Here is a 19,955-nt window from a genome sequence, read left to right as displayed (position 1 = left end):
ATGCCTGGGATTTCGCACTCCTCACGAGGTGTTTCATGCCATCGAGATGAAACCCCTTACATTAGCTTTTGGTGCATTTTGTAATTGAATCTGCGAAAGAAAAATGCCATTTGCGCACAATCAGTATGTGTTTAATGCTATGAATTAGATAGCAAATTCAGACACCATGGCATGCCGCTGGCGATTCTCAGCGCCAGTGGTTGAACCCCGGCTGCGGCATTGGCCTACAGGGCGGCTGCAACCAAAGCGTTACGGTTGAAGCAACACACATCCCTTCAGGAGACCGTATGACAACCCACGCTGGCGTAGAACCCGACCGTATTGACATGAATGACCCGGCAGCCTGCGCGCAGTGGGCCAAAAAGCTTGATGTCACCGAGACGCAATTGCGCGAAGCAGTAGCGGCCGTGGGCGATGTGGCCGCCGACGTGGAAATGCACCTCAAGGGCAGCCACAGCACCACCAATGCAGACCGCATGGACGAGCTTGGCGACAGCTGAGTCGGCCTTGAAAGCTGGCTCAACCCAAGGGACTCTCCGGACAATGGAAAAATGTCTTCATCGCCGGGGGCCGGTGCATCCAGGCTCGCTGCGGCTTTATAGCCCCAGGCCCGGCACCGGAAAAACCTGGAAGCGTCGCACCAGCGCATGGACTTCATGCCAGCGGCCGCACAGGCAGCGCGACCAGCGGCGCGGGTTCCAGCACGTCCACAGCGCGTGAGCGCGGCCGGATCCGGCAAACGGATGCCTTCATGTGCTGGCAGCCCGTGCCGCTGCCAGCAGCAGGCCCAGCAACAGCGCACAAGTTTGAATCCCATTGGCCGAATGTAAAAAGATCATGACCAGTCCATCCGGCTCCGGTCGACGTACCGGCATGGTGCATAAACAGCGAATTCCTCGTGGCGCCCATTGAAAAAATAATAGCCGTCCCATCATCTGCAGCCAATTAAATTGGCAATCCATCAATGGATTCAAAATGCGAGAGCGCTAAATTAGCACGTCATTTTTATAAAAAAAATAAATAATAAATAATAAATTCATCAATATAAACTGCACAGTGAAGCGAGAAAAAATCAAATTTGTTGATTTGCGCAATTAATACGGTGCATTTAACACATGAATAATTTAGTTACCATTGTTTCATTACAAACTACCCATTTCAAATAAATCATCTCAACTAGAATGAAATTTTAAACAGGCTGTAAGGATTGAAGCCAGGTTTAATGAAAAATTTCCGGCTCTTTTCAAAAGGTAATCAATGCATACAAAAGCTAAATCCAGAACAACTCATCTTGGCCTTACCGTTTTCTGCCTTTCCATGCTGTCTGCATGCGGTGGTGGTGGTGACAATGGCGGCGGGACGACGGCTTCAAATACGCAGCCGTTGACGCCAACCCTGGCTGCGGCAGTCACACTGGAAGACGGCACCGGCATTGGCACGACAACTTTTGCAAAAGGCGCCACGCCGACGGGTGGAATGGGGCAGACTGTACTGGGGCTTGCCTGTGAAAAATCCGTCAAAGTCTCACCTGCTTATGGCTATACCCATCTGAACCTGGTCGTGGACGGCCAGAAAATTGCTATTCCGGAGGACATCGGCTTGGTTGTCCAGGGCAGCCCTGGCATTGTTGATCCAGCATCCAGAGCCGTCGGTTGCAATTACCCCCTCATGACAACGGACACCAGCGGCAAGATCCGCACAAGGCCCGGCAGCGCAACGCCCTACACACTGGGTCAATTCTTTGCGCTATGGGGACAACCGCTCACCACGACCAATGTGGCAGGTTATACCGGCAAGCCTGTCAAGGTCTTCATCCGGGATGGCAGCACGCTGGCTGAATATGCTGGCGCGCCGGACGCATTGCCGCTGACCGGAAACCGTGAAATCACGATCCAGATCGGCTCGGCATTGAACGAAATTCCAAACTTTGAATGGAAAAATCCGCCGGCACTGTCCACCACACCGCTGATCGTCAAGCGCGGAGCGTTCACAGCGGCACAGGTTGGCCAGGGTGGTCTGGAAGACAATCTGTCCAACGGTCGCGGCGGACAAGGCCAGCCGGTGGACGGGCTGTCGTGTTACGGGCCTCGTAACCAGTCGACCCTTGAATATATCTATCACGCGCACACCCATCTGGCGATTTACAAAGACGGGGTGCGGTTGGCCATTCCACAGCTTATCGGAGTCGTTGGAGATGACGCAGTTTCCAACACGACCTGCTTTTATCCGCTGCACACCCATGATGCCAACGGCACCCTGCATATTGAACCACTTAATAATGACCGGATTACGCTGGGACAGTTTTTCAAAATATGGGGTCAGCCGCTCACCCGAACGAATGTGGCCGGTCAGCTCAACACCCCTGTCGTGATTTATGTCCGGGATGGCGGCAATTTGCGCATTTACCAAGGCGACCCTGCTGGTATCGAACTGAAATCGTACAGGTCGATCGTCATCCAATTGGGCGCCCCGCTGACAGAGGTTCCTGCATTCGAACTGGCGGATGAAGCCAATTGAATCAAGGGCTGCGCACGAGGCAGCCTGAATTGATGAACACCTGCAGATCAGGGCAAGCGCCGGAGCACGCAACCGGATTTTCCGATTGCATCGCGTGCTTGAACGTAAATAGCTGAATGGCTCAGAACCCGAAAGTTTTTGAGTGGGTGCCGGGTGATTTGATTGACTTAGATCGCCCGCCCTAATCGTTCCATGCCCTCTTCGATTTTCGACACATCCGCCGTTGCAAAACTGAGCCGGAAAGTCGCCATGTCGGGACTTGCCGCATAAAACGGCGCTCCCGGCACGAAGGCCACGCCTTGCGCGATCGCCTTCCTGGCGAACTCGCCCGCGTCCTTTATTTTTCCGCCCTCGCCGGTCAAGCGGGCCCAAAAGAACAGGCCGCCCTGCGGCTGCTCGAATGCTACCGCGCTGCCCAGTTCGCGTCTCAGGGCAGCGCCCATGGCGGCGGCGCGCTCGCCGTAGACCTTGCGCACATTGGCCAGTGTGGCCGGCATGCGGCCAGCCATGAGGTACTGCGCGGAGGTGGCCTGCGCAAAGGTGCTGGTGTGCGCATCGCTGAACTGCTTGCACATCACCGCATTGGCCAGCAGCGCCGGCGGGGCAATCATCCAACCGATGCGCAGACCGGGCGACAGCACCTTGCTGAGCGAGCCGCAATGCGCCAGCAGTTCACGGCTGCCCGGAACCGTGTCGCAAAGTGCCAGCAATGACGGCGGCGGCACTTCGCCAAAGTAGAGGTCGCCGTAGGGGTCGTCTTCCACGATCAGCGTCTGGTACTTGACGGCCATTTCCAGCACCTGCCGGCGGCGCGCCAGGCTGAGCAGCGCACCGCTGGGGTTGCCGAAGGTCGGAATCAGGTAGACGAACTTGGGTTGGTGCTCGGCCATCAGCTTTTCCAGTTCATCGGTTTTCACGCCATGCGCGTCGGTCGGTGCGCTGATGACTTGCGCACCGTACAAGCGAAAACACTGGATGGTGGCCAGAAAAGTCGGGCCTTCGACGATGACCTTGTCGCCGGGCGAAATCATGGTCTTGCCAAGCAGGTCCAGCGCCTGCTGGCTGCCAGTGGTCACGATCAGTTCTTGTGGCGCAACGCTGGCGCCCTTGCTGACCATGAAGGCACTGAGCTGTTCACGCAGCGGCTGGTAGCCCTCGGTGGCGCCGTACTGCAATGCGCCGCCCGGTTCTTCGTTCAGCGCCTTGCTGCTGGCGTCCTTGATGCCTTCCACATCAAACATGGCCGGGTCCGGAAACCCGCCGGCAAAGCTGATGATGCCGGGCTTGCCCAGCAGTTTGAAGAGTTCGCGAATGGCAGAGGTTTCGACGTTGTTCAGGCGGTCGGCAAATTGCAATGGCATGGTTCGGTCTTTGGGTGAATTGTCTGTGAAGGTTTTGGGAGGTGCTGAAATTGCCCGGCTTATAAAGCGCTGGCATGAATGGTACTGCGCGCAAAGATTTTTCGACGACCTGCCATCAGCCAATGCCCTACCCCTTCACCCCCGACAACAGTCCGCATCGCGGCGACGCCATGCACCGACGTATCCAATGAAAATTTTCAACCGGCCGTCAGCAAGCATTTGACCTGTTGGCGTCCGTGGGGCGAGATTGTGTGGGGGCCGTGCAGTTGTTGCCGCACGCCGTGAAGCCGGCCGGCTTTGGCCAGTCACTGCAAACACCGCAGGGCAGTCCGCCCTGGCTGGCGCGGCTGCCCCAGGAAGATTTTTGCCAGGCCCTTGGGCTGCAGGGTGAAAAAAATATGCGTCCGACGGCGGCCCGGTCATTCTCGCCATTCTTCGCCAACTGGACACCAGAAGCCGTGCCGATGCAGACAGACTGGTATTCATCAAGTCACAACTCACCTTCTGGATCATGGCCGCCACCGATGGCCATGCCAAAAACTTCTGGATCTTCCTGGAGCGCGGCGGCGCTTTTCACATGACGCCGCTGCAGGACGTACTGTCGATCTGGTCCGTGATCGGCAATGGCGCCCGCCGGATCAGCCCGCGCCATGCCAGGCTGGCAATGGCCCAGTGCAGCAAAAATGCCTACCACCACCAACACAAGATCAGCACCCGCCACTGGCAAGCGCAGGCGCGGCAAAACGGTGTGCCCGAAGCGTTTGAACACACGGTGGCGCTGGTGCAGCAAGTCCCCGAGGCGCTGTAACGTGTCGCTTTGGTGCTGCCGGCCAGTTTTCCGCAGCAGGTGTTTGAACCCATCCGCGCCGGTATGCTGACGCAGGCGGTCCGGTTTACGGCGGAACTTGCGTGACCACCTGCAGCAGCCAGTTTTCAAGCCTTTCAGGGCTTTTGCGCATGCCTGGCTTGCGCAAGCAGCTATTTTTTACATAGCAAATCCATGCCCCAGAGAATCTACCGCCTGACCGTCCTACACTTTGCCCCATGAAAACCAGAGACATCGAACCGTTCTTTGCCACGCTCAAAGCCGCCAACCCGATGCCGGTGACCGAACTGGAATACACCAGTGTGTTCGAGTTACTGACCGCCGTGCTGCTGTCGGCGCAGGCCACCGACGTGAGCGTGAACAAGGCCACGCGCCGGCTGTTTCCAGCCGCCCACACGCCGCAGGCGATGCTGGACCTGGGGCTGGAACGGCTGGAGAGCTACATCAAGAGCATCGGCCTGTACCACACCAAGGCCAAAAACCTGCTGGCGACCTGCGCGCTGTTGGTCGAACAGCACAGCGGCCAGGTGCCGCGCAATCGCGAGGCACTGCAGGCCCTGCCCGGCGTGGGCCGAAAGACCGCCAATGTGGTGCTGAACTCGGCGTTTGGCGAAGCCGTCATGGCGGTGGACACGCACATCTTTCGCGTCAGCAACCGCACCGGACTGGCGCCGGGCAAGAACCCACTGGTGGTTGAGCACAAACTGCTCAAGCGCATACCGCCTGACTACCTGGTGGACGCGCACCACTGGCTGATCCTGCATGGCCGCTATGTCTGCATCGCCCGCAAGCCGCTGTGCTGGCAATGCGCGGTAGTGCCCTATTGCGACTTCAAGCCCAAGACCCAGCCGCCGCCGGTTTGACAGGATGAGGTTCAGTCAGCGCTGGCCGGCGTATCAGGCGGGCTATGCGCCGCGCCAGACCGGACGTCTTTTGCCGACGAACGCCGCCACGCCCTCGCGAAAATCCTCGCTACCGTAACAACGGCGGATCAAATCCTCGTCGGCTGGCAGGTTCTGGCTGACCAGCCGGCGCAGCCCTTCCTTGGTCACGCCTTGCGTCACCGGCGCCAGCCCGTCCAGCCGTTCGCACAGCGCTGCCAGCGCGGCATCCATCTCACCCGCCTCGCTGATCTGCAACAAAAAACCGCAGTCCAGCGCTTCGTCGGCTGCCAGGGTCTCAGCCAGCATCAGCATGCGCTTGACGCGCGGCAGGCCGAACACGGCGCCGAGCCGCGCCAGATTCGCCACCGACAGGCAGTTGCCCAGCGTTCGGGCAATCGGCACGCCAAAGCGCGAAGCCGGTGTGGCAATGCGGAAATCGCAGGCCGTGGCAATCGCCAGGCCGCCGCCAATCGCCCACCCTTCGATGACCGCCACGGTGGGCATGGGCAGCGTTTCAAGCTTGCGGATGCACTGGTCGATCTGCTGCTCGTAGGCCACGCCGTCGTCGCCAGAGCTAAACGCCGTGAACTGTTCGATGTCGGTGCCGGCCACGAAGGCCTCGCCGCCGGCGCCGCGAAAGGTCACCACGCGCACCGACAAATCGGCCTGCAGCTGCTCGCCAATCTGGCCGAGCCGCTCGTACATCGCCCAGGTCATGGCGTTGCGTGCCTGCGGGCGGTCAAACGTCACCGACGCCACGCCCTCCTCGATGCTCAGGTGCACCGTGCCCTGGCTCATGATGCAAAAGCGCCCTGCGCCTCCAGTTCGGCCAACTCGTCGGCGCTGACGCCCAGTTCACCCAGCACCTCGGCGTTGTGCTCGCCCAGCAGCGGCGGATGCCGGCGCACCTGCTGCGGCGTGCCTGAGAGCTTGACCGCAAAGCCGATGTTCGGCACCGTGCCTTCGATGGGATGGTCGATTTCCATGCGCATCTGCCGCACCTTGGCATGCTCGCTGCCAAACGCTTCCGGGTAGCTCAGGATAGGGCCTGCCGGAATGCCGGCCGCCAGAAGTGTCTCGACCCAGTAATCCTTGGGCTGCTGGCGAAACGTGCGTTCCAGTTCTTCCTCCAGCGCAGCCCGGTGGCCCAGCCGCAGCGAAATGGTCGAAAAGCGCGCATCCTCGGCCAGGTCGGGCCGGTGGATCAGCGCGCACAGCTTGAGCCAGAGCTTCTGGTTGTTCGCGCCCATGACGAAATGGCCGTCTGAGCTGGCCATCGCCTGGTAGGGCGCGGTCATCTTGTTGGACGTTCCCAGCGGCTCGGGCGGCTTGCCGGTGCCCCAGTAGTCACAGATATCCCAGACCGAAAACGCCAGTGCCGAATCAAACAACGACGCGTCGATGTGCTGGCCCTGGCCCGTGGCCTTGGCGCCAATGTAGGCCGACAACGTGGCGTAGATGGCGAACAGCGCGCAGCCGATGTCGGCCACCGGCACGCCGGCCTTGACCGGCGGGCCGCCGGGGTAGCCGGTGACGCTCATCACGCCCGACATGGCCTGCGCCATCAAGTCGAAGCCGGGCCGGTCGGCCCACGGACCGGTCTGGCCAAAACCCGAAATGCTGGTGTAGACCAGGCGCGGGTTGATGTCCTTCAGCACGTCGTAGCCCAGGCCCAGGCGGGTCATGGCGCCGGGGCGGTAGTTCTCGATCAGGATGTCGGCGTCCTTCGCCATGCGCAGCAGCAACGCGCGCCCGGCGTCCGTCTTGAGGTTCAACGCCACGCTGCGCTTGTTCCGGTTCATGTTCATGAAGCCCATCGAATCAGGGCCCTTCATCTTGAAGCCCATGGCGCCGCGCGTCTGGTCGCCGCTGCCGGGCGGCTCGATCTTGATGACGTCGGCACCCAGGTCGGCCAGCAGCATGCAGGCATAGGGCCCGGCCATGACCTGGCTGATGTCGAGCACCTTCACGCCGGCCAGCGGCAACGGGCGCTTCCCCGCGCTGTCTTCGGAATTCATGCATCACCCTTTACATTGGCGTCTTTCACGACCTTGGCCCATTTTTTTGATTCAACCTTGATGAAGTCACCGAACTTTTCCCTCGAACCGCCGCCATCCTCGGCGCCGTACTGCTCGAACTTCTCGGCCACATCGGGCATCAGGAGCACCTTGTTGATGTCTTCGTTCATGCGTTGGGCCAGCACCGACGGCAGCTTGCCGGGGCCGACCAGTCCGTACCAGGTGGTCGCCTCGAAACCCGGAAAACCCGATTCGGCCATGGTTGGCACGTTTGGATGGCCCTTGGCGCGCTTCTGGCGCGTCTGCGCCACGGCAATTGCCTTGCCGCTTTTCACATGCGGCGTGGCAGCGGTCATGGTGTCAAAGCTGTAGTTGATCTGCCCGCCGATCAGGTCGGTCAACATCGGGCCCGAGCCCTTGTAGGGCACATGGATTGCATCAATGCCGGCGGCCAGGTTGAACATTTCAAGGGCCAGGTGCTGCGCCGAGCCGTTGCCGGCCGAGCCAAAACTGATCTTGCCGGGGTTCTTGCGGCACAACTCGACGACGTCCTTGACGGTGCGCGCCGTCTGCTGCTCGTTGCAGATCAGCAAGTTGGGCGTGACGCCGACCAGCACGACTGGCGTGAAGTCGTTTTCAACGCTGTAGGTCATCTTCGGCGTCAGCGCCGGGGCAATGGCATGGCTGTTGATGTGCGCCATCAGCAGCGTGGTGCCGTCGCTGGGCTGCCTGGCCACGTACTCGGCGGCGATCATGCCAGCGGCGCCCGCCTTGTTTTCAACAATCACGGTGGTGTTCCATAGGGTTGACAGCTTTTGCGCAATCACGCGGGCCAGGATGTCGGTGCCGCCGCCCGGCGCAAAGCCGACCACGATGCGGATGGGTTGCGTGGGCAAGGCCTGCGCCCACAGCATGGGCGTGGCGAGTGAAGCTACGGCGGCGCCGGTGGCGCTGATGAAAGTTCTGCGGTGCATGGTCTTGTCTCCTGGTTTTTTAATAAAATAGGCATCTAGCGCAACACCTACGTGCGTAAGCAGCTATTACATTGATAGCGCTTTGATAATTTGAATTGGGCGGTTCAAGCCGCCTTGCGCGCTGGCACGACAGCCGCGTGGCTTGAAAAATAGTCCATCGCGGCCTGCACGCCCGAGCCGGCCAGCTTCACGCCTGCCAATTTCAGCCCCATCTCGCAGCCGCTGAGGGCTGCCATCAGCGTCAGGTCGTTGCAGTCGCCCAGGTGGCCGATGCGGAACATTTTTCCCTTGACCTTGCCCAGACCGGTGCCCAGCGAGCAGTCAAAGCGTTCGTAAATGATCTTGCGCACAGCATCGGCGTCAATTCCGCCCGGCACCATCACGCCGGTCAGCACCGGCGAATACACCGCTGCGTCGGCGCACTGGATCTGCAGGCCCCAGGCCCGGACGGCGGCGCGAACGCCCTCGCCCCAGCGCTGGTGGCGGGCGAACACGGCCTCCAGCCCATGCGCCAGCAGCATGTCGCAGGCTTCGCTCAATGCGTACAGCAAATTGGTGTTGGGCGTGGACGGCCAGTAGCCGCTCTTGTTCATCTCGATGATCTCGTCCCAGGCCCAGAACGCCTTGGGCAGCGTGGCCTTCTTGCTGGCTTCCAGCGCCTTGGCGGACACGGCGTTAAAGCTGATGCCGGGTGGCAGCATCAGGCCTTTTTGCGAGCCGCTGATGCTCACGTCCACACCCCATTCGTCATGCCGGTAGTCGGCCGACGCGAGTCCCGAAATGGTATCGACCAGCAGCAGTGCCGGGTGTCTGGCGGCATCCATGGCCTTGCGCACTAGCACAATGTTGCTGGTCACGCCGGTCGAGGTTTCGTTGTGCACCACGCAGACCGCCTTGATGGTGTGCTGCGTGTCGGCCTTGAGCCGTGTCTCGATCTGAGCCGCATCCACACCGTGGCGCCACACCTCGGCGCTTGGGTGGCGTATGACCTCGGTTTTCAGACCCAGCCGGTCTGCCAGCTTTTGCCACAGGGCGGCAAAGTGGCCGGTTTCATACATCAGCACCGGGTCGCCGGGGCTCAGGGTATTGCTAAGGGCCGCTTCCCAGGCGCCGGTGCCCGATGCCGGGTAGATGATGACCGGCTGGCGGGTCTGGAAGATCTTTTTCACATCGGCAAGCACCTTCAGGCCGAGCGCGGCAAACTCCGGCCCGCGGTGGTCGATGGTCGGCAGGCTCATGGCCCGCAGGATGCGGTCAGGCACCGGCGACGGCCCTGGAATCTGCAGGAAATGCCGGCCGGTGGGATGAAAGTCAAGTGTCAGCATGTCGCATTTGCTCCTGAAATAAGTCGCCATTTTTTGCATACAAAATTCATTTGTCAACAAAAATAATTGTGAATTACAGCTAACAAGGTATTTGACAGCCAGAAGTTTTGCATACAAAATTTTAATCATGACAGCCGAAATCATTCCCATCCCCCGAGCCGCCCTGCATGAGCAGGTCGCGCACCGCCTGCGCCAGATGCTGGTCGAGAACCGCATTGCGCCCGGCGCCAAGCTCAATGAGCGCGAACTCAGCGAAGTGCTCAACGTCTCGCGAACGCCGCTGCGCGAAGCCATCAAGATGCTGGCGGCCGAAGGCCTGGTCGAGCTGCTGCCCAACCGGGGCGCGATTGCGGTCGAGCTGAGCGAAGCCGATGTGCGCAATACCTTCGAGGTCATGGCCGGGCTCGAAGCACAATCGGGCGAACTGGCGGCCCGGCGCATCACCGACGCCGAACTGAACGAGATCAAGGCGATGCACTTCGAAATGCTGGCCGCCTACACCCGGCGCGACCTGCCGGCCTATTACCGGCTGAACTCGGCGATTCACCGCGCCATCAACGCCGCCGCCAAGAACCCGGTGCTCATGGCCACCTACAACCAGGTCAATGCCCGCTTGCAGGCGCTGCGCTTTCGTTCCAACCAGAACGAGGAAAAGTGGCGCGACGCCGTCAATGAGCATCAGCAGATGGTGGCCGCGCTCACGGCCCGCGACCCGGCCGCCATGCGCGCCGTCATGGCCGAGCACCTGGGACACAAGCTGGACACCGTGATCCTGCAGCTGCGCGATGCCGCCGCCGCCGCCAGCCCCCATCCTTCAACAGCCTGAAACGCCAAAAAAACCTTGCCCATGAACGCGCCCCTCCCGCTCAAGATCACCCGGCAAGCCGCCGCCCACGCGTATGACGATGTGGCCCGCGTCAGCAACGAAGTCGCCGGCCAACTGGCTGCCCGGCTGGCCGCCGAAACGCAAGGCGACGTGCTGTTTTCGGCTGCCGACCGGGGCCGTTACGCGACCGATGCGTCGATCTACCAGGTCATGCCGGTCGGTGTGTTCGTGCCGCGCGATACCGCCGACGTCAAGACCGCACTCGACATCGCCAGAAGCCTGCGGGTGCCCATCGTCGCGCGCGGCGGCGGCACCAGCCAGTGCGGACAGACGGTGGGTGCGGGACTGGTCATTGACTATGCCAAGCATGTGCGCAACATTCTGAAAGTGGATGCCGAGGCGCGCACCGCCGAGGTCGAGCCCGGCATTGTGCTCGACCACCTGAATGCTGCGCTCAAGCCCCACGGCCTGTGGTATCCGGTCGATGTCTCGACCAGCGCGCAGGCCACGCTCGGCGGCATGGCCGGCAACAATTCCTGCGGCAGCCGCAGCATTGCCTACGGCAACATGGTGCACAACGTACTGGGCGCAACCGCCTGGCGCTCGGACGGCAGCCTGCTGGAGCTGGGCCGCTATGACCTGGCCGGCGGCGCGGCGCGCCAGCTGGGTGACTATGTCAAGGCGCTGTCCGACCAGTTGCGGCCCGAACTGCAGGCGCACTGGCCCAAGGTGCTGCGCCGTGTGGCGGGCTACAACCTGGACATCTTCAACAACCAGAATGAAAAACCCTACACCACCGACGGTTCGGTCAACCTGTCGCACCTGCTGATCGGCAGCGAAGGCACGCTGGGGCTGACCCGCTCTTTAAAATTACGCCTGTCGGAACTGCCACGCACCAAAGTGCTTGGCGTGGTGAACTTTCCGACCTTCTACCAGGCCATGGATTCGGCCCAGCACATCGTCAGGCTGGGCGACGGCACACTGACGGCGGTCGAGCTGGTGGACCGCACGATGATCGAGCTGTCACTGCAGAACCCGGCGTTCGCGCCCACGGTGCGCACCGCGCTGATCGGCCAGCCCGACGCAATTCTGCTGGTCGAATTTTCGGGCAACTCCAAGGCCGAACTCGCGCCCAAGATCAGGCAACTGGTTGAACTGATGGGCGACCTCGGCCTGCCGGGCTCGGTGGTCGAAATGGTGGACGACGCGCCGCAAAAAAACCTCTGGGAAGTGCGCAAGGCGGGCCTGAACATCATGATGAGCCTCAAAGGCGACGGCAAGCCGGTCAGCTTCATCGAGGACTGCGCCGTGCCGCTGGTGCATCTGGCCGAATACACCGACGCACTGACCAATGTGTTCCGCAAATACGGCAGCAAGGGCACCTGGTATGCGCATGCGTCGGTCGGCACGCTGCACGTGCGGCCCATCCTGGACATGCGCCGCGAAGGCGCTTCCAAAATGCGCGCAATTGCCGAGGAAGCGTCGGCGCTGGTGCGCCACTACAAAGGTGCCTACAGCGGCGAGCATGGCGACGGCCTGTGCCGGGGCGAGTGGATCGGCTGGCAGTTCGGCCCGAAGATCAACGACGCCTTTGCGCAGATCAAGAACTACCTGGACCCGTTGAACCTGCTCAACCCGCAGCGCATCGTCAACCCGCCGAAGATGGACGACACCCGGCTGATGCGTTTTGCGCCCAGCTACAAGGTGATTCCAATCCAGACCGCGCTCGACTGGAGCGCCTGGAACGTGCAGAACGACCCGGTCACCGAGCAGACCAGCGCGGCCGGCACCGGCGGCGACCCGGCCCAGGGATTTGCCAAGGCGGTGGAAATGTGCAACAACAACGGCCACTGCCGCAAGTTCGATCTAGGTGTCATGTGCCCGAGCTACCGCGTCACGCGCGACGAAAAGCACCTGACGCGCGGCCGCGCCAACACCCTGCGCCTGGCGCTGTCAGGCCAGCTCGAAGGCATCAAGGCCGAAGACGCCTTCACCAGCGACGCGGTAAAAGAGGCGCTGGACCTGTGCGTCGGCTGCAAAGGCTGCAAGCGCGACTGCCCGACCGGCGTGGACATGGCCAAGATGAAGGTCGAGTTTTTGCACCACTACAAGGGCAGGCACGGCTACACGCTGAGAGACAAGCTGGTCGCCCACCTGCCCGACTACGCCCCCTGGGCCAGCCGGCTGGCGCCGCTGCTGAACCTGCGTGACCGCATTCCCGGCCTGGCCCTGCTCAGCGAAAAAATGCTGGGCCTGTCGGCCAAACGCACGCTGCCGCAGTGGAAGACCAGGACCTTCTTCAATTCGGCACCCGTCAGTGCCACACGCCAAGAGGTGCTGGCGTCCAGCCGGCCGGTGGTGCTGTTTGTCGATACCTTCAACGGTTATTTCGAGTCCCCCAACGCCAGTTCAGCATTAAAAGTGCTGCAGGCGGCCGGCTACACGGTGCATGTAGCTACCAAAACCGTAGCAGACGGCAAAAGCCTGTGCTGTGGCCGAACCTTCCTGGCCAGCGGCATGGTGGCGCAGGCCAGGGCCAAGGCCGGCGAACTGGTCGCCGCCCTGCTGCCGTTTGCCGAAAAAGGCATTGCAATCGTCGGGCTGGAGCCGTCGTGCCTGCTGACGATGCGCGACGAAATGCTGGTGATGGGTCTGGGCGATGCCGCGCAAACCATCAGCGGGCAGGCGTTGCTGCTGGAAGAGTTTCTGGCGCGCGAGGCGGCAGCCGGCAGGTTGGAAACGCTCAAGGCCCAACTCAAGCCCGTCAGCCAGCCCATCCTGCTGCACGGCCACTGCCACCAGAAAGCTTTTGGCGCGGTCAGCCCGGTCATCGACGTGCTCAAGCTGATTCCGGGTGCACAACCCGAGCTGATCGAGTCCAGCTGCTGCGGCATGGCCGGCAGTTTCGGCTACGAGGCCAGCCATTACGAGGTGTCGATGCAGATGGCCGAACTCAGCCTGCTGCCTGCCGTGCGCCGGCAGCCCGATGCCATCGTGGTGGCCGATGGCACCAGTTGCCGGCACCAGATCAGAGACGGTGCGCAGCGTGAAGCGGTGCATGTCGCGGTGCTGCTGGCGCGTCAACTGCAGGCTTGATGCCGGTGTGAGGCAGCGCACCCGCCGGGCCAGGTGAACTGAAACGGTCGGATGGCATCGGCATGGAAGCCGAAAAAAACAGGCGGATCAATCAGTGGCCAGACGATACGATGCAGAAAAACCAACCACCGTCCGCCATGACCGACATCCTCACCGTCACCATGAATCCCGCCGTGGACGTTTCCACCTCGACGGAAAAAGTCTTGGACACGCACAAGCTGCGCTGCACGGCCACCATCCTGCACCCCGGCGGCGGCGGCATCAACGTCGCGCGCGTGCTGCACCGGCTGGGCGGCGATGCCCTGGCGCTGTTCACGGCCGGGGGCGCGAACGGGCAGCGGCTGCGCCAGCTCATCGACCAGGAACAAGTGCCCACCCATTGCATCGCGATTGCCGGCGAGACGCGCGAAAGCTTTTCGGTGCATGAACAGTCCAGTGGACGCGACTTTCGCTTTGTGCTGGCCGGGCCTGAACTGGCACCTGGCGAATGGCAGGACTGCCTGCGCCATGTCGCCAGTCTTCAGGCGCCACCGGCTTACCTGGTGGCCAGCGGCAGCCTGCCACCTGGCGTGCCGGCCAATTTCCATGCCCGGCTGGCCCGCCTGGCGCGGGAATGCGGCAGCCGGCTGGTGCTCGACAGCTCGGGGCCGCCACTGGCTGCGGCGCTTGCCGAAGGCGTTTACCTGGTCAAGCCCAGCCTTCGGGAACTGCGCGAACTGACCGGCCATCCCCTGGCTACCGAGCAGGACTGGCATGCGGCGGCGCTGCAGATCATCCGCGCCGGCCAGGCGCAGGTGGTGGCGCTGTCGCTGGGCGAGGACGGCGCCTTGCTGGTGAGCGCCGACAGGGCGCTGCGCGCGCGCAGCCTGCCGGTCAGGGTCGCCAGCTCGATTGGCGCGGGCGACAGCTTTCTCGGCGGCCTGCTCTGGGCGCTGAACCGGCACGAAGAACTGGAACAGGCCTTTCGCTATGGCATGGCCGCTGGCGCAGCCGCCCTGCTCGCCCCGGGCACGGCGCTGTGCCAGGCGGCGGATGTGGAACGGCTGCACCGGGAAGTGGTCGTCCACCGAAGCTGACCCGACCCCAGGCCGGCCTTGCGATTCTTCATCTTCGAGCCTGTCAAACCAAGCGATGCAGCCGGCAGGATCGCTACTATTTCCATAGCTGATCGTGCCCGCTGCGCTTGCGCTAGAAGGCTTTTTGATGCCTAAACAGGTCTTCCTGCCAGCGGGCCGGCTCACTTGCCCGACGGCTCGAACGACGCCATGTCGAACTCGCGTGACAGCGCAAAGCTCGGTGCATTCTGGCCCGAACTGTTGGGCGTGGTGCAGCCATGCCCGGTCCACTGGGTGGGCGACTCGGTCCACCACATGCGGTAGTACAGCCGGCCATTCGCGGCGTTGTCGCGCAGCCGGCTCCAGACATCGGCCGGCAACTCGAAAGCCGACGGGTACAGGGCAGACGACCGGAAGGGCGTGACTTTCCAGGAGGCGTAGAAATTGTTGTCGTTGCGCTGCGCGCTGTACTGGTCGGTGAAGTACCAGCTGTTGGTCGACACCTCTACTGCATAGTAGCGTCCCCCCCCGGGGTTGACCTGGAAGCGCGGCGCCGCGCCGTTGGCCGGGAATGCGGTGGGCGCGGTGATGGCGGGCTCGCCGGTGTCGCCGCCGCTGCCGGGCTGGCTCTGCGCCGTCAGGGCCACGCCGGGCGCGGACTGCGCATTGCTGTCGGGGGTGCTGACCTGGTAGTTCACCCAGGCGGTCGGGCTGGACGTGCACCAGAGCCGGTAGTAAATCCGCGAAGCCTCCTGCCGCAGCCGGTTCCAGGCGTCCAGCGGCAGGGTGAACGAGTTGCCCTGGCGGAACGGCGTGACCTTCCAGGAGGCATAAAAATTGTTGTCGTTTCGCTGCTCGCCGTTGGCCGTGTTGTTGAACAGGCTGGCATCGGTGGCGACTTCCACGGCAAAGTAATGGCCCGAAGGCACCGACACCGAGAAGCTGACAGGCGTGGCGCCATTGGTGAATGACGCGGGAGCCGAAATCGACAGGTCGTTGCCACCGCTGCCCGTGCTGCCCGTGCTGGCGCCGCCGATGCTGAACGGCTTTTCAGCATCGAACGCCGGGCTGGACACGCCGGTGCGAAACAGGTTGGGCGTCTGGTCCGACGGCATGCGAGCGACGATGGCCGAATGGAACTGGGCATAGCTGCCGCTGAAGGCGCCGCCGTTCCAGACTTCCTTCAAGCGCTGGGTGAACAGGCCGTTGGCATCGCCGTCGGACGACAGCTGGTTGTCCTGGCAGCCCGAGATCAGCGTCACGCTGGCATTGACCGCCGCGCGGTGCGTCCACTGGCTGACCTCGTAGTTGGTCTTGTTGGCCAGGTAGTTGGCATGGACGGCGGCCGGATCGGCGGCGCGGATGCGCGGCGGCTCGTTCGCCGGCCGGTCGTACTGGGCGGCGAATTCCGGGCTCTTGAACTTTTTCTGAAAGCTCATGACCCGCGCCACCGTTCCGCTGTGGCAGCTGTCGGACAGCAAAAAAATGCGCACGCCGGCGGCAAAGCCTGACCACAGGCCGTTGAGTTCATCGTCCAGCAGCTGGCGGTCCCAGAGCACCCAGGTTTCGTCCTTCCCGTCCGGCTCGTCGCCGGTCACGTCGTTGATCTGCGAGCCATGCCCGGAGTAGGTCACCAGGCAGATGTCGCCCGTCGCCAGCTGGCGCGCCGCCTGGCCGATGACGCGTGTCACCTCGGAAGCCGACGCCTGCGCATCGGTCAGCAAGGTCGCGCTGTAGCCGAGCTGCATCGCAATCTGGTGCAGGTCGCGGGCATCGTTGATGCAACCCGCGAGCTGTCCGTTCCATCCGTTGTAGGCGGCCGGGTTGACAAAATTCAGCCCGATATTGACAGCAATTCCTTTTGGCATTTGAGCGCTCCTTGGGTTGTCTTCGGTTAGGTGGAAATCATCTCCGAGGTGACCGTGACGATGTTGCTGCCGGTCTGCATGTCCCAGGCGCGCCATGCAAGCACTTCAGCAGGCTGGGCGGCAAACACCTTGGTGAGCCGGAATTCAACGATGCGCGCCGCCAGGTAGGTGGTCAGCGGCAACAGAAAGTTGACCGCGCCTCGCCGGTTGTCCATGCCGACCCGGTAGACGCCGGGAACGCCCTGCAGCCGGGCGTCGATGTCCAGGCGCGTGAGCCCGTGGTTTTCATGGTTGACGACATCGATGAACACCACATTGCACTCGATTTCCTCGATCATCGCGCGGACCTCTTCAAGCGTCGGGTTGCCGTCGGCCAGCGTCACAAAATCGGCCTGCGCGGCGCTGTAGCCGGCAGGCGCGGCGATGTCGATCGACGCACCCGGCGCCAGCGTCGCCTCGACCGGCAGCCGCGCAGGCTCGCCGGGCCCGTTGAACAGGTAGACATCCTTCACCGCCACCGAGCTTTCGATTCGGTTGGTCAGTTGCAGCGTGTCGCCCCGGGGCTGCAGGGTGATCGGGCCCGACAGCCAGGGCCCGGTGATGCGTCCCAGGTGGACCGACAACGCCGATGTGACCACGCTGCCATCGTCCAGGACAAAGCGGGCGGTGCCGCCCAGGCCGGTGTTCTGGATCAGCGTCTTGAGCAGCAGCGCGCTGGCCAGATCGGTTGACAGCGCGGTGTGCAGGCCTTCGGGTGTGGCCGATGTCACGGCGTCGATCGGCGGCGTCGCGGTCAGGTTCCAGCTGAATTCGGTGCGCTGGGCCAGCATGTTCGGCAGTTCGAGGACCGGACTGGCGGCTTCCAGCAGCAGCCGGCGGCGCAGGTCTTCGAGCTCGCAGGGCGAAAGCGACGGGCCAAGCATGGCTTCGAAGCGGATGCGGTTTTTTTCCGGCTGGTCGGCGTCCAGCGCCGCATAGACGATCAGCGCCGGGCGGTATTCGCGCTCCGGCGTTCCAGGCGCATAGCGGGTGACTTCAAAGCGCAGCGGCACCAGCAAAAACCGGCCAGGCTGCCGAAGGTTGCGAAACACGCGGTAATTCGGCCGGTTCAGCGCCACCACTTCCAGGTAGGTCAGCGAGGAGGCCTGGCCGAGCCGAAAGGCTTCGGCGCAGCCCATCGACACTGTCGCTGCCGCCTGCTTTTCGCGGTAGAAAGCGCCCAGTTCGGCGCAGGAAAAGAAGGTGTCTATCGACTGCTGCCGGATGGTGGTGCGCTGGGCATACCGAATCTTGTCCGGCAGGGCAATGGCAGCCGTCGAGCTGCTGATGCGTCCGGCCAGCGTCAGGTTGGGCTTCATCGTCTGCAGCGAGCCAGGCCGCACGACGAACTCGCGTCCGCCCGACGCCACCCGGATGCTGTCGGCGTCGTCGCGCTGTGTGGCCAGCAGCACGGCACTGGAAATCTTGCCGCCCAGCACCAGCGGCGGCCGGTTCATGACCGGTGCGTAGCCGGAAAACTGGAAGGCCACCTCCAGCCGCGCCGGCTCGCTTTGAAAGCCCGTCGTGGACAGCGATCCATAGGCAGTGCGGGCGGCGTCGTTGATCAATTCCACGGTGGCCGCCAGCTGGTTGCCTGAACGCACGATGGAAGCCCTGCAGTCAGACCGCCGGAGCTGGCCGGAAACATCGTCAATATAAGGAACGCTGAGCGTGACCGAAGGCTCCACCGGCTCGATCATGCGTGATGTCATGCCAGGGCTGGCGGCCAATGCGGTGCGCGTGGCGGCAGACGGCGACATCTCCAGCGTGAAGCGCAAGCGGGCGCGAATGGCCGGGCGTCCCGAGGCGCTGGTGCCGATGCGTTCCAGGTCGAAAAGAAAGGGACTGCCGTCGGGCGCTTCGTTGGCCGCCGGCCGGACCAGCGTGATGTCGGGCAGGTACCAGCGCAGGCCAGGGTTGTTCTTGTCGCTGAACAGCGGCGCGTTCAGGTCACCCAGGATCGGCAGTGACTCCGCCACGAAAGCCGTTGTCAAAAAAACAGCCTGGGGCAGCATGTAGTGCGTCAGCTGGGACACGGCCGGCGTCGAAACCGTCGTCACCGGCTGCTGGATGCGGATCGCCTCGCTCGAGATCAGGTGCGCCGTCGCCATGGGCCGCACTGACGGCTGCAAGGTGGCGGCCACGGTCTGAATCCTGTTGCCGGCGAGCATCGCGCCCATGCCGACAGCACCCCGGGCCGCGCGCGAACTGCTGCACCTCAGGGTGTCCAGCAAGGGGCCGCCCTGCAGGTTGCCCGACGGCCCGACCACGCTGAGGCAGGCGGCGCGGTCAGCTGCGGTCAAGGCATGGCCGAGCACCGCCTGAAGCGGGCACGCCACCTCGATGTGGTACAGCGCGTCTGGTCCAGTGGCCGACTTCGAACGACGGGCGCCGGGCGCCGGACGGCGGCCCAGCAGGGCGCCGGTCTGGCTGGGAACCAGCAAACCGTCGCAGGCGCGGCGAAAGTCGGCAAAGGCCTCTGGCGCAAGATTGAACTGGCCGAACACCTGTTGAAAGGCGTTTTCGCCCAGCGCGCCATCGACCGCCACCGCCTTGAGCCGGTCCCACAATTCGGCGGGACACAGGTCCGGCGCCATGCCGGACGCCACCGCTTCAGCGCGGTAGTCGATGCACGCTGCCAGCGCCAGCGGACCCGGCACATCGTCAAGCGCATCGAGCACCGCCAGCGTTTGTTCACGCGTCAGCGGTGTGTGCAGCGCGCCGCGAAGCAGCGGCGCGTTCAGGCTGGCCATGGCGAAAGCTGGCTGCCCCGGCGCCTGCAGCCACACCCGGGCCTGGCGCGCAAAAACCGGCCGGGTCTGGGCTGGCTGTGCGGGCGAGGAAGGCAGCCGGTAGTCCAGCTCCATGCCCAGGTAGGCCGACATCAGCAACGGGCGAATCGAGTCTTCGCCGGCTGCCGGCGCACGCGACAGCAGCAACACCAGCGAAAACTTCGGCGATGTTTTTCCGGCCACCAGGCGCGGCACCTCCCGGATGCCATGGCGCAAGGCGCTGCTGTCGCCGCTGCCCGGCCCCTGAACGGGTTCCTGTGCCGGTTTGGGCGCAGCCGCCGGCACCGGCTCTTGCTGCCGCAGGAGGGCTGCCGCAGGTCCGAGGGTTGATGACATTGCCATAGACCACCCCGCAAGGTAACGGGCCACTAAAG

General features: G+C 63.0%; 14 protein-coding genes. 7 read left to right on the top strand and 7 right to left on the bottom strand.

The annotated features are described in order from the left end of the window. The first annotated feature begins 287 nt into the window (after nt 1-287). Together IWX85_RS17665 and IWX85_RS17660 are read left to right on the top strand one after the other, a co-directional pair. The gene (locus tag IWX85_RS17665; protein ID WP_036804491.1) at nt 288-500 is read left to right on the top strand and encodes a DUF3606 domain-containing protein; all 213 of its coding nucleotides are present in this window, start codon (nt 288-290) and stop codon (nt 498-500) included. A gap of 757 nt (nt 501-1,257) precedes the next feature. Beyond that, complete coding sequence (locus IWX85_RS17660) at nt 1,258-2,517, top strand: hypothetical protein (RefSeq protein ID WP_196870602.1); 1,260 nt, start codon at nt 1,258-1,260, stop codon at nt 2,515-2,517. A 167-nt stretch (nt 2,518-2,684) separates the two neighbouring features. Here IWX85_RS17660 and IWX85_RS17655 read toward each other — a convergent pair whose 3' ends face one another. Next, nucleotides 2,685-3,872 (bottom strand): PLP-dependent aminotransferase family protein, encoded by a 1,188-nt coding sequence (locus tag IWX85_RS17655; protein ID WP_196870604.1) that lies wholly within the window; start codon nt 3,870-3,872, stop codon nt 2,685-2,687. Between the two features lie 427 nt (nt 3,873-4,299). Here IWX85_RS17655 and IWX85_RS17650 point away from each other — a divergent pair, with 427 nt between their 5' ends. Together IWX85_RS17650 and nth are read left to right on the top strand one after the other, a co-directional pair. Then, nucleotides 4,300-4,686 carry a HipA domain-containing protein gene (locus tag IWX85_RS17650; RefSeq protein WP_196870603.1) on the top strand — a complete coding sequence of 129 codons (387 nt, stop codon included), beginning with the start codon at nt 4,300-4,302 and terminating at the stop codon, nt 4,684-4,686. A gap of 236 nt (nt 4,687-4,922) precedes the next feature. Beyond that, nucleotides 4,923-5,567 carry an endonuclease III gene (gene nth / locus IWX85_RS17645; protein ID WP_036804495.1) on the top strand — a complete coding sequence of 215 codons (645 nt, stop codon included), beginning with the start codon at nt 4,923-4,925 and terminating at the stop codon, nt 5,565-5,567. Between the two features lie 42 nt (nt 5,568-5,609). Here the strand turns inward: nth and IWX85_RS17640 are convergent, their stop codons facing one another. The 4 genes from IWX85_RS17640 to IWX85_RS17625 all read right to left on the bottom strand — a co-directional run bounded on the left by IWX85_RS17640 (nt 5,610) and on the right by IWX85_RS17625 (nt 9,905). Beyond that, complete coding sequence (locus tag IWX85_RS17640) at nt 5,610-6,386, bottom strand: enoyl-CoA hydratase/isomerase family protein (protein WP_196870601.1); 777 nt, start codon at nt 6,384-6,386, stop codon at nt 5,610-5,612. Beyond that, complete coding sequence (locus tag IWX85_RS17635; RefSeq protein WP_036804500.1) at nt 6,383-7,606, bottom strand: CaiB/BaiF CoA-transferase family protein; 1,224 nt, start codon at nt 7,604-7,606, stop codon at nt 6,383-6,385. The genes IWX85_RS17640 and IWX85_RS17635 overlap by 4 nt, the downstream gene beginning before the upstream one ends. Then, entirely contained in the window at nt 7,603-8,580 is a 978-nt protein-coding gene (locus tag IWX85_RS17630) for a tripartite tricarboxylate transporter substrate binding protein (protein WP_196870600.1), read from the bottom strand. Before IWX85_RS17630 ends, IWX85_RS17635 begins: the two co-directional genes overlap by 4 nt. Nucleotides 8,581-8,684: 104 nt before the next feature. Beyond that, the gene (locus tag IWX85_RS17625; RefSeq protein ID WP_196870599.1) at nt 8,685-9,905 is read right to left on the bottom strand and encodes an alanine--glyoxylate aminotransferase family protein; all 1,221 of its coding nucleotides are present in this window, start codon (nt 9,903-9,905) and stop codon (nt 8,685-8,687) included. Between the two features lie 127 nt (nt 9,906-10,032). Between IWX85_RS17625 and IWX85_RS17620 the strand changes: the two genes are divergently transcribed. From IWX85_RS17620 to IWX85_RS17610, 3 genes are all read left to right on the top strand, one after another. Continuing rightward, a complete protein-coding gene (locus IWX85_RS17620) occupies nt 10,033-10,731 on the top strand; it encodes a GntR family transcriptional regulator (RefSeq protein WP_036804505.1) in 699 nt (232 codons plus the stop codon). A 21-nt stretch (nt 10,732-10,752) separates the two neighbouring features. Next, the gene (locus IWX85_RS17615) at nt 10,753-13,827 is read left to right on the top strand and encodes an FAD-binding and (Fe-S)-binding domain-containing protein (protein ID WP_196870598.1); all 3,075 of its coding nucleotides are present in this window, start codon (nt 10,753-10,755) and stop codon (nt 13,825-13,827) included. Nucleotides 13,828-13,964: 137 nt separating this feature from the next. After that, nucleotides 13,965-14,903 carry a 1-phosphofructokinase family hexose kinase gene (locus tag IWX85_RS17610; protein ID WP_196870597.1) on the top strand — a complete coding sequence of 313 codons (939 nt, stop codon included), beginning with the start codon at nt 13,965-13,967 and terminating at the stop codon, nt 14,901-14,903. 161 nt (nt 14,904-15,064) lie between these two features. On the opposite strand, the gene IWX85_RS17605 is transcribed toward IWX85_RS17610, so the two are convergent. Both IWX85_RS17605 and IWX85_RS17600 read right to left on the bottom strand, forming a co-directional pair. Next, on the bottom strand, nt 15,065-16,750 hold the full coding sequence (locus IWX85_RS17605; protein WP_196870596.1) for a caspase family protein: 1,686 nt from the start codon (nt 16,748-16,750) through the stop codon (nt 15,065-15,067). 26 nt (nt 16,751-16,776) lie between these two features. Next, complete coding sequence (locus IWX85_RS17600) at nt 16,777-19,917, bottom strand: hypothetical protein (RefSeq protein WP_196870595.1); 3,141 nt, start codon at nt 19,915-19,917, stop codon at nt 16,777-16,779. Nucleotides 19,918-19,955 lie beyond the last annotated feature (38 nt).

The organism is Polaromonas sp. CG_9.11 (assembly GCF_015752225.1).
Taxonomy (GTDB): domain Bacteria; phylum Pseudomonadota; class Gammaproteobacteria; order Burkholderiales; family Burkholderiaceae_C; genus Polaromonas.
The sequence above is the reverse complement of the archived record's forward strand: the minus strand, read 5'-3'. Positions and strand labels throughout refer to the sequence as shown.

What these genes read in the sequence shown, in the direction of transcription:
- IWX85_RS17665 (WP_036804491.1), top strand. Translation starts at nt 288, where the DNA reads ATGACAACCCACGCTGGCGTAGAACCCGACCGTATTGACATGAATGAC.
- IWX85_RS17660 (WP_196870602.1), top strand. Translation starts at nt 1,258, where the DNA reads ATGCATACAAAAGCTAAATCCAGAACAACTCATCTTGGCCTTACCGTT.
- nth (WP_036804495.1), top strand. Translation starts at nt 4,923, where the DNA reads ATGAAAACCAGAGACATCGAACCGTTCTTTGCCACGCTCAAAGCCGCC.
- IWX85_RS17640 (WP_196870601.1), bottom strand. Translation starts at nt 6,386, where the DNA reads ATGAGCCAGGGCACGGTGCACCTGAGCATCGAGGAGGGCGTGGCGTCG.
- IWX85_RS17635 (WP_036804500.1), bottom strand. Translation starts at nt 7,606, where the DNA reads ATGAATTCCGAAGACAGCGCGGGGAAGCGCCCGTTGCCGCTGGCCGGC.
- IWX85_RS17630 (WP_196870600.1), bottom strand. Translation starts at nt 8,580, where the DNA reads ATGCACCGCAGAACTTTCATCAGCGCCACCGGCGCCGCCGTAGCTTCA.
- IWX85_RS17625 (WP_196870599.1), bottom strand. Translation starts at nt 9,905, where the DNA reads ATGCTGACACTTGACTTTCATCCCACCGGCCGGCATTTCCTGCAGATT.
- IWX85_RS17620 (WP_036804505.1), top strand. Translation starts at nt 10,033, where the DNA reads ATGACAGCCGAAATCATTCCCATCCCCCGAGCCGCCCTGCATGAGCAG.
- IWX85_RS17615 (WP_196870598.1), top strand. Translation starts at nt 10,753, where the DNA reads ATGAACGCGCCCCTCCCGCTCAAGATCACCCGGCAAGCCGCCGCCCAC.
- IWX85_RS17610 (WP_196870597.1), top strand. Translation starts at nt 13,965, where the DNA reads ATGACCGACATCCTCACCGTCACCATGAATCCCGCCGTGGACGTTTCC.
- IWX85_RS17605 (WP_196870596.1), bottom strand. Translation starts at nt 16,750, where the DNA reads ATGCCAAAAGGAATTGCTGTCAATATCGGGCTGAATTTTGTCAACCCG.
- IWX85_RS17600 (WP_196870595.1), bottom strand. Translation starts at nt 19,917, where the DNA reads ATGTCATCAACCCTCGGACCTGCGGCAGCCCTCCTGCGGCAGCAAGAG.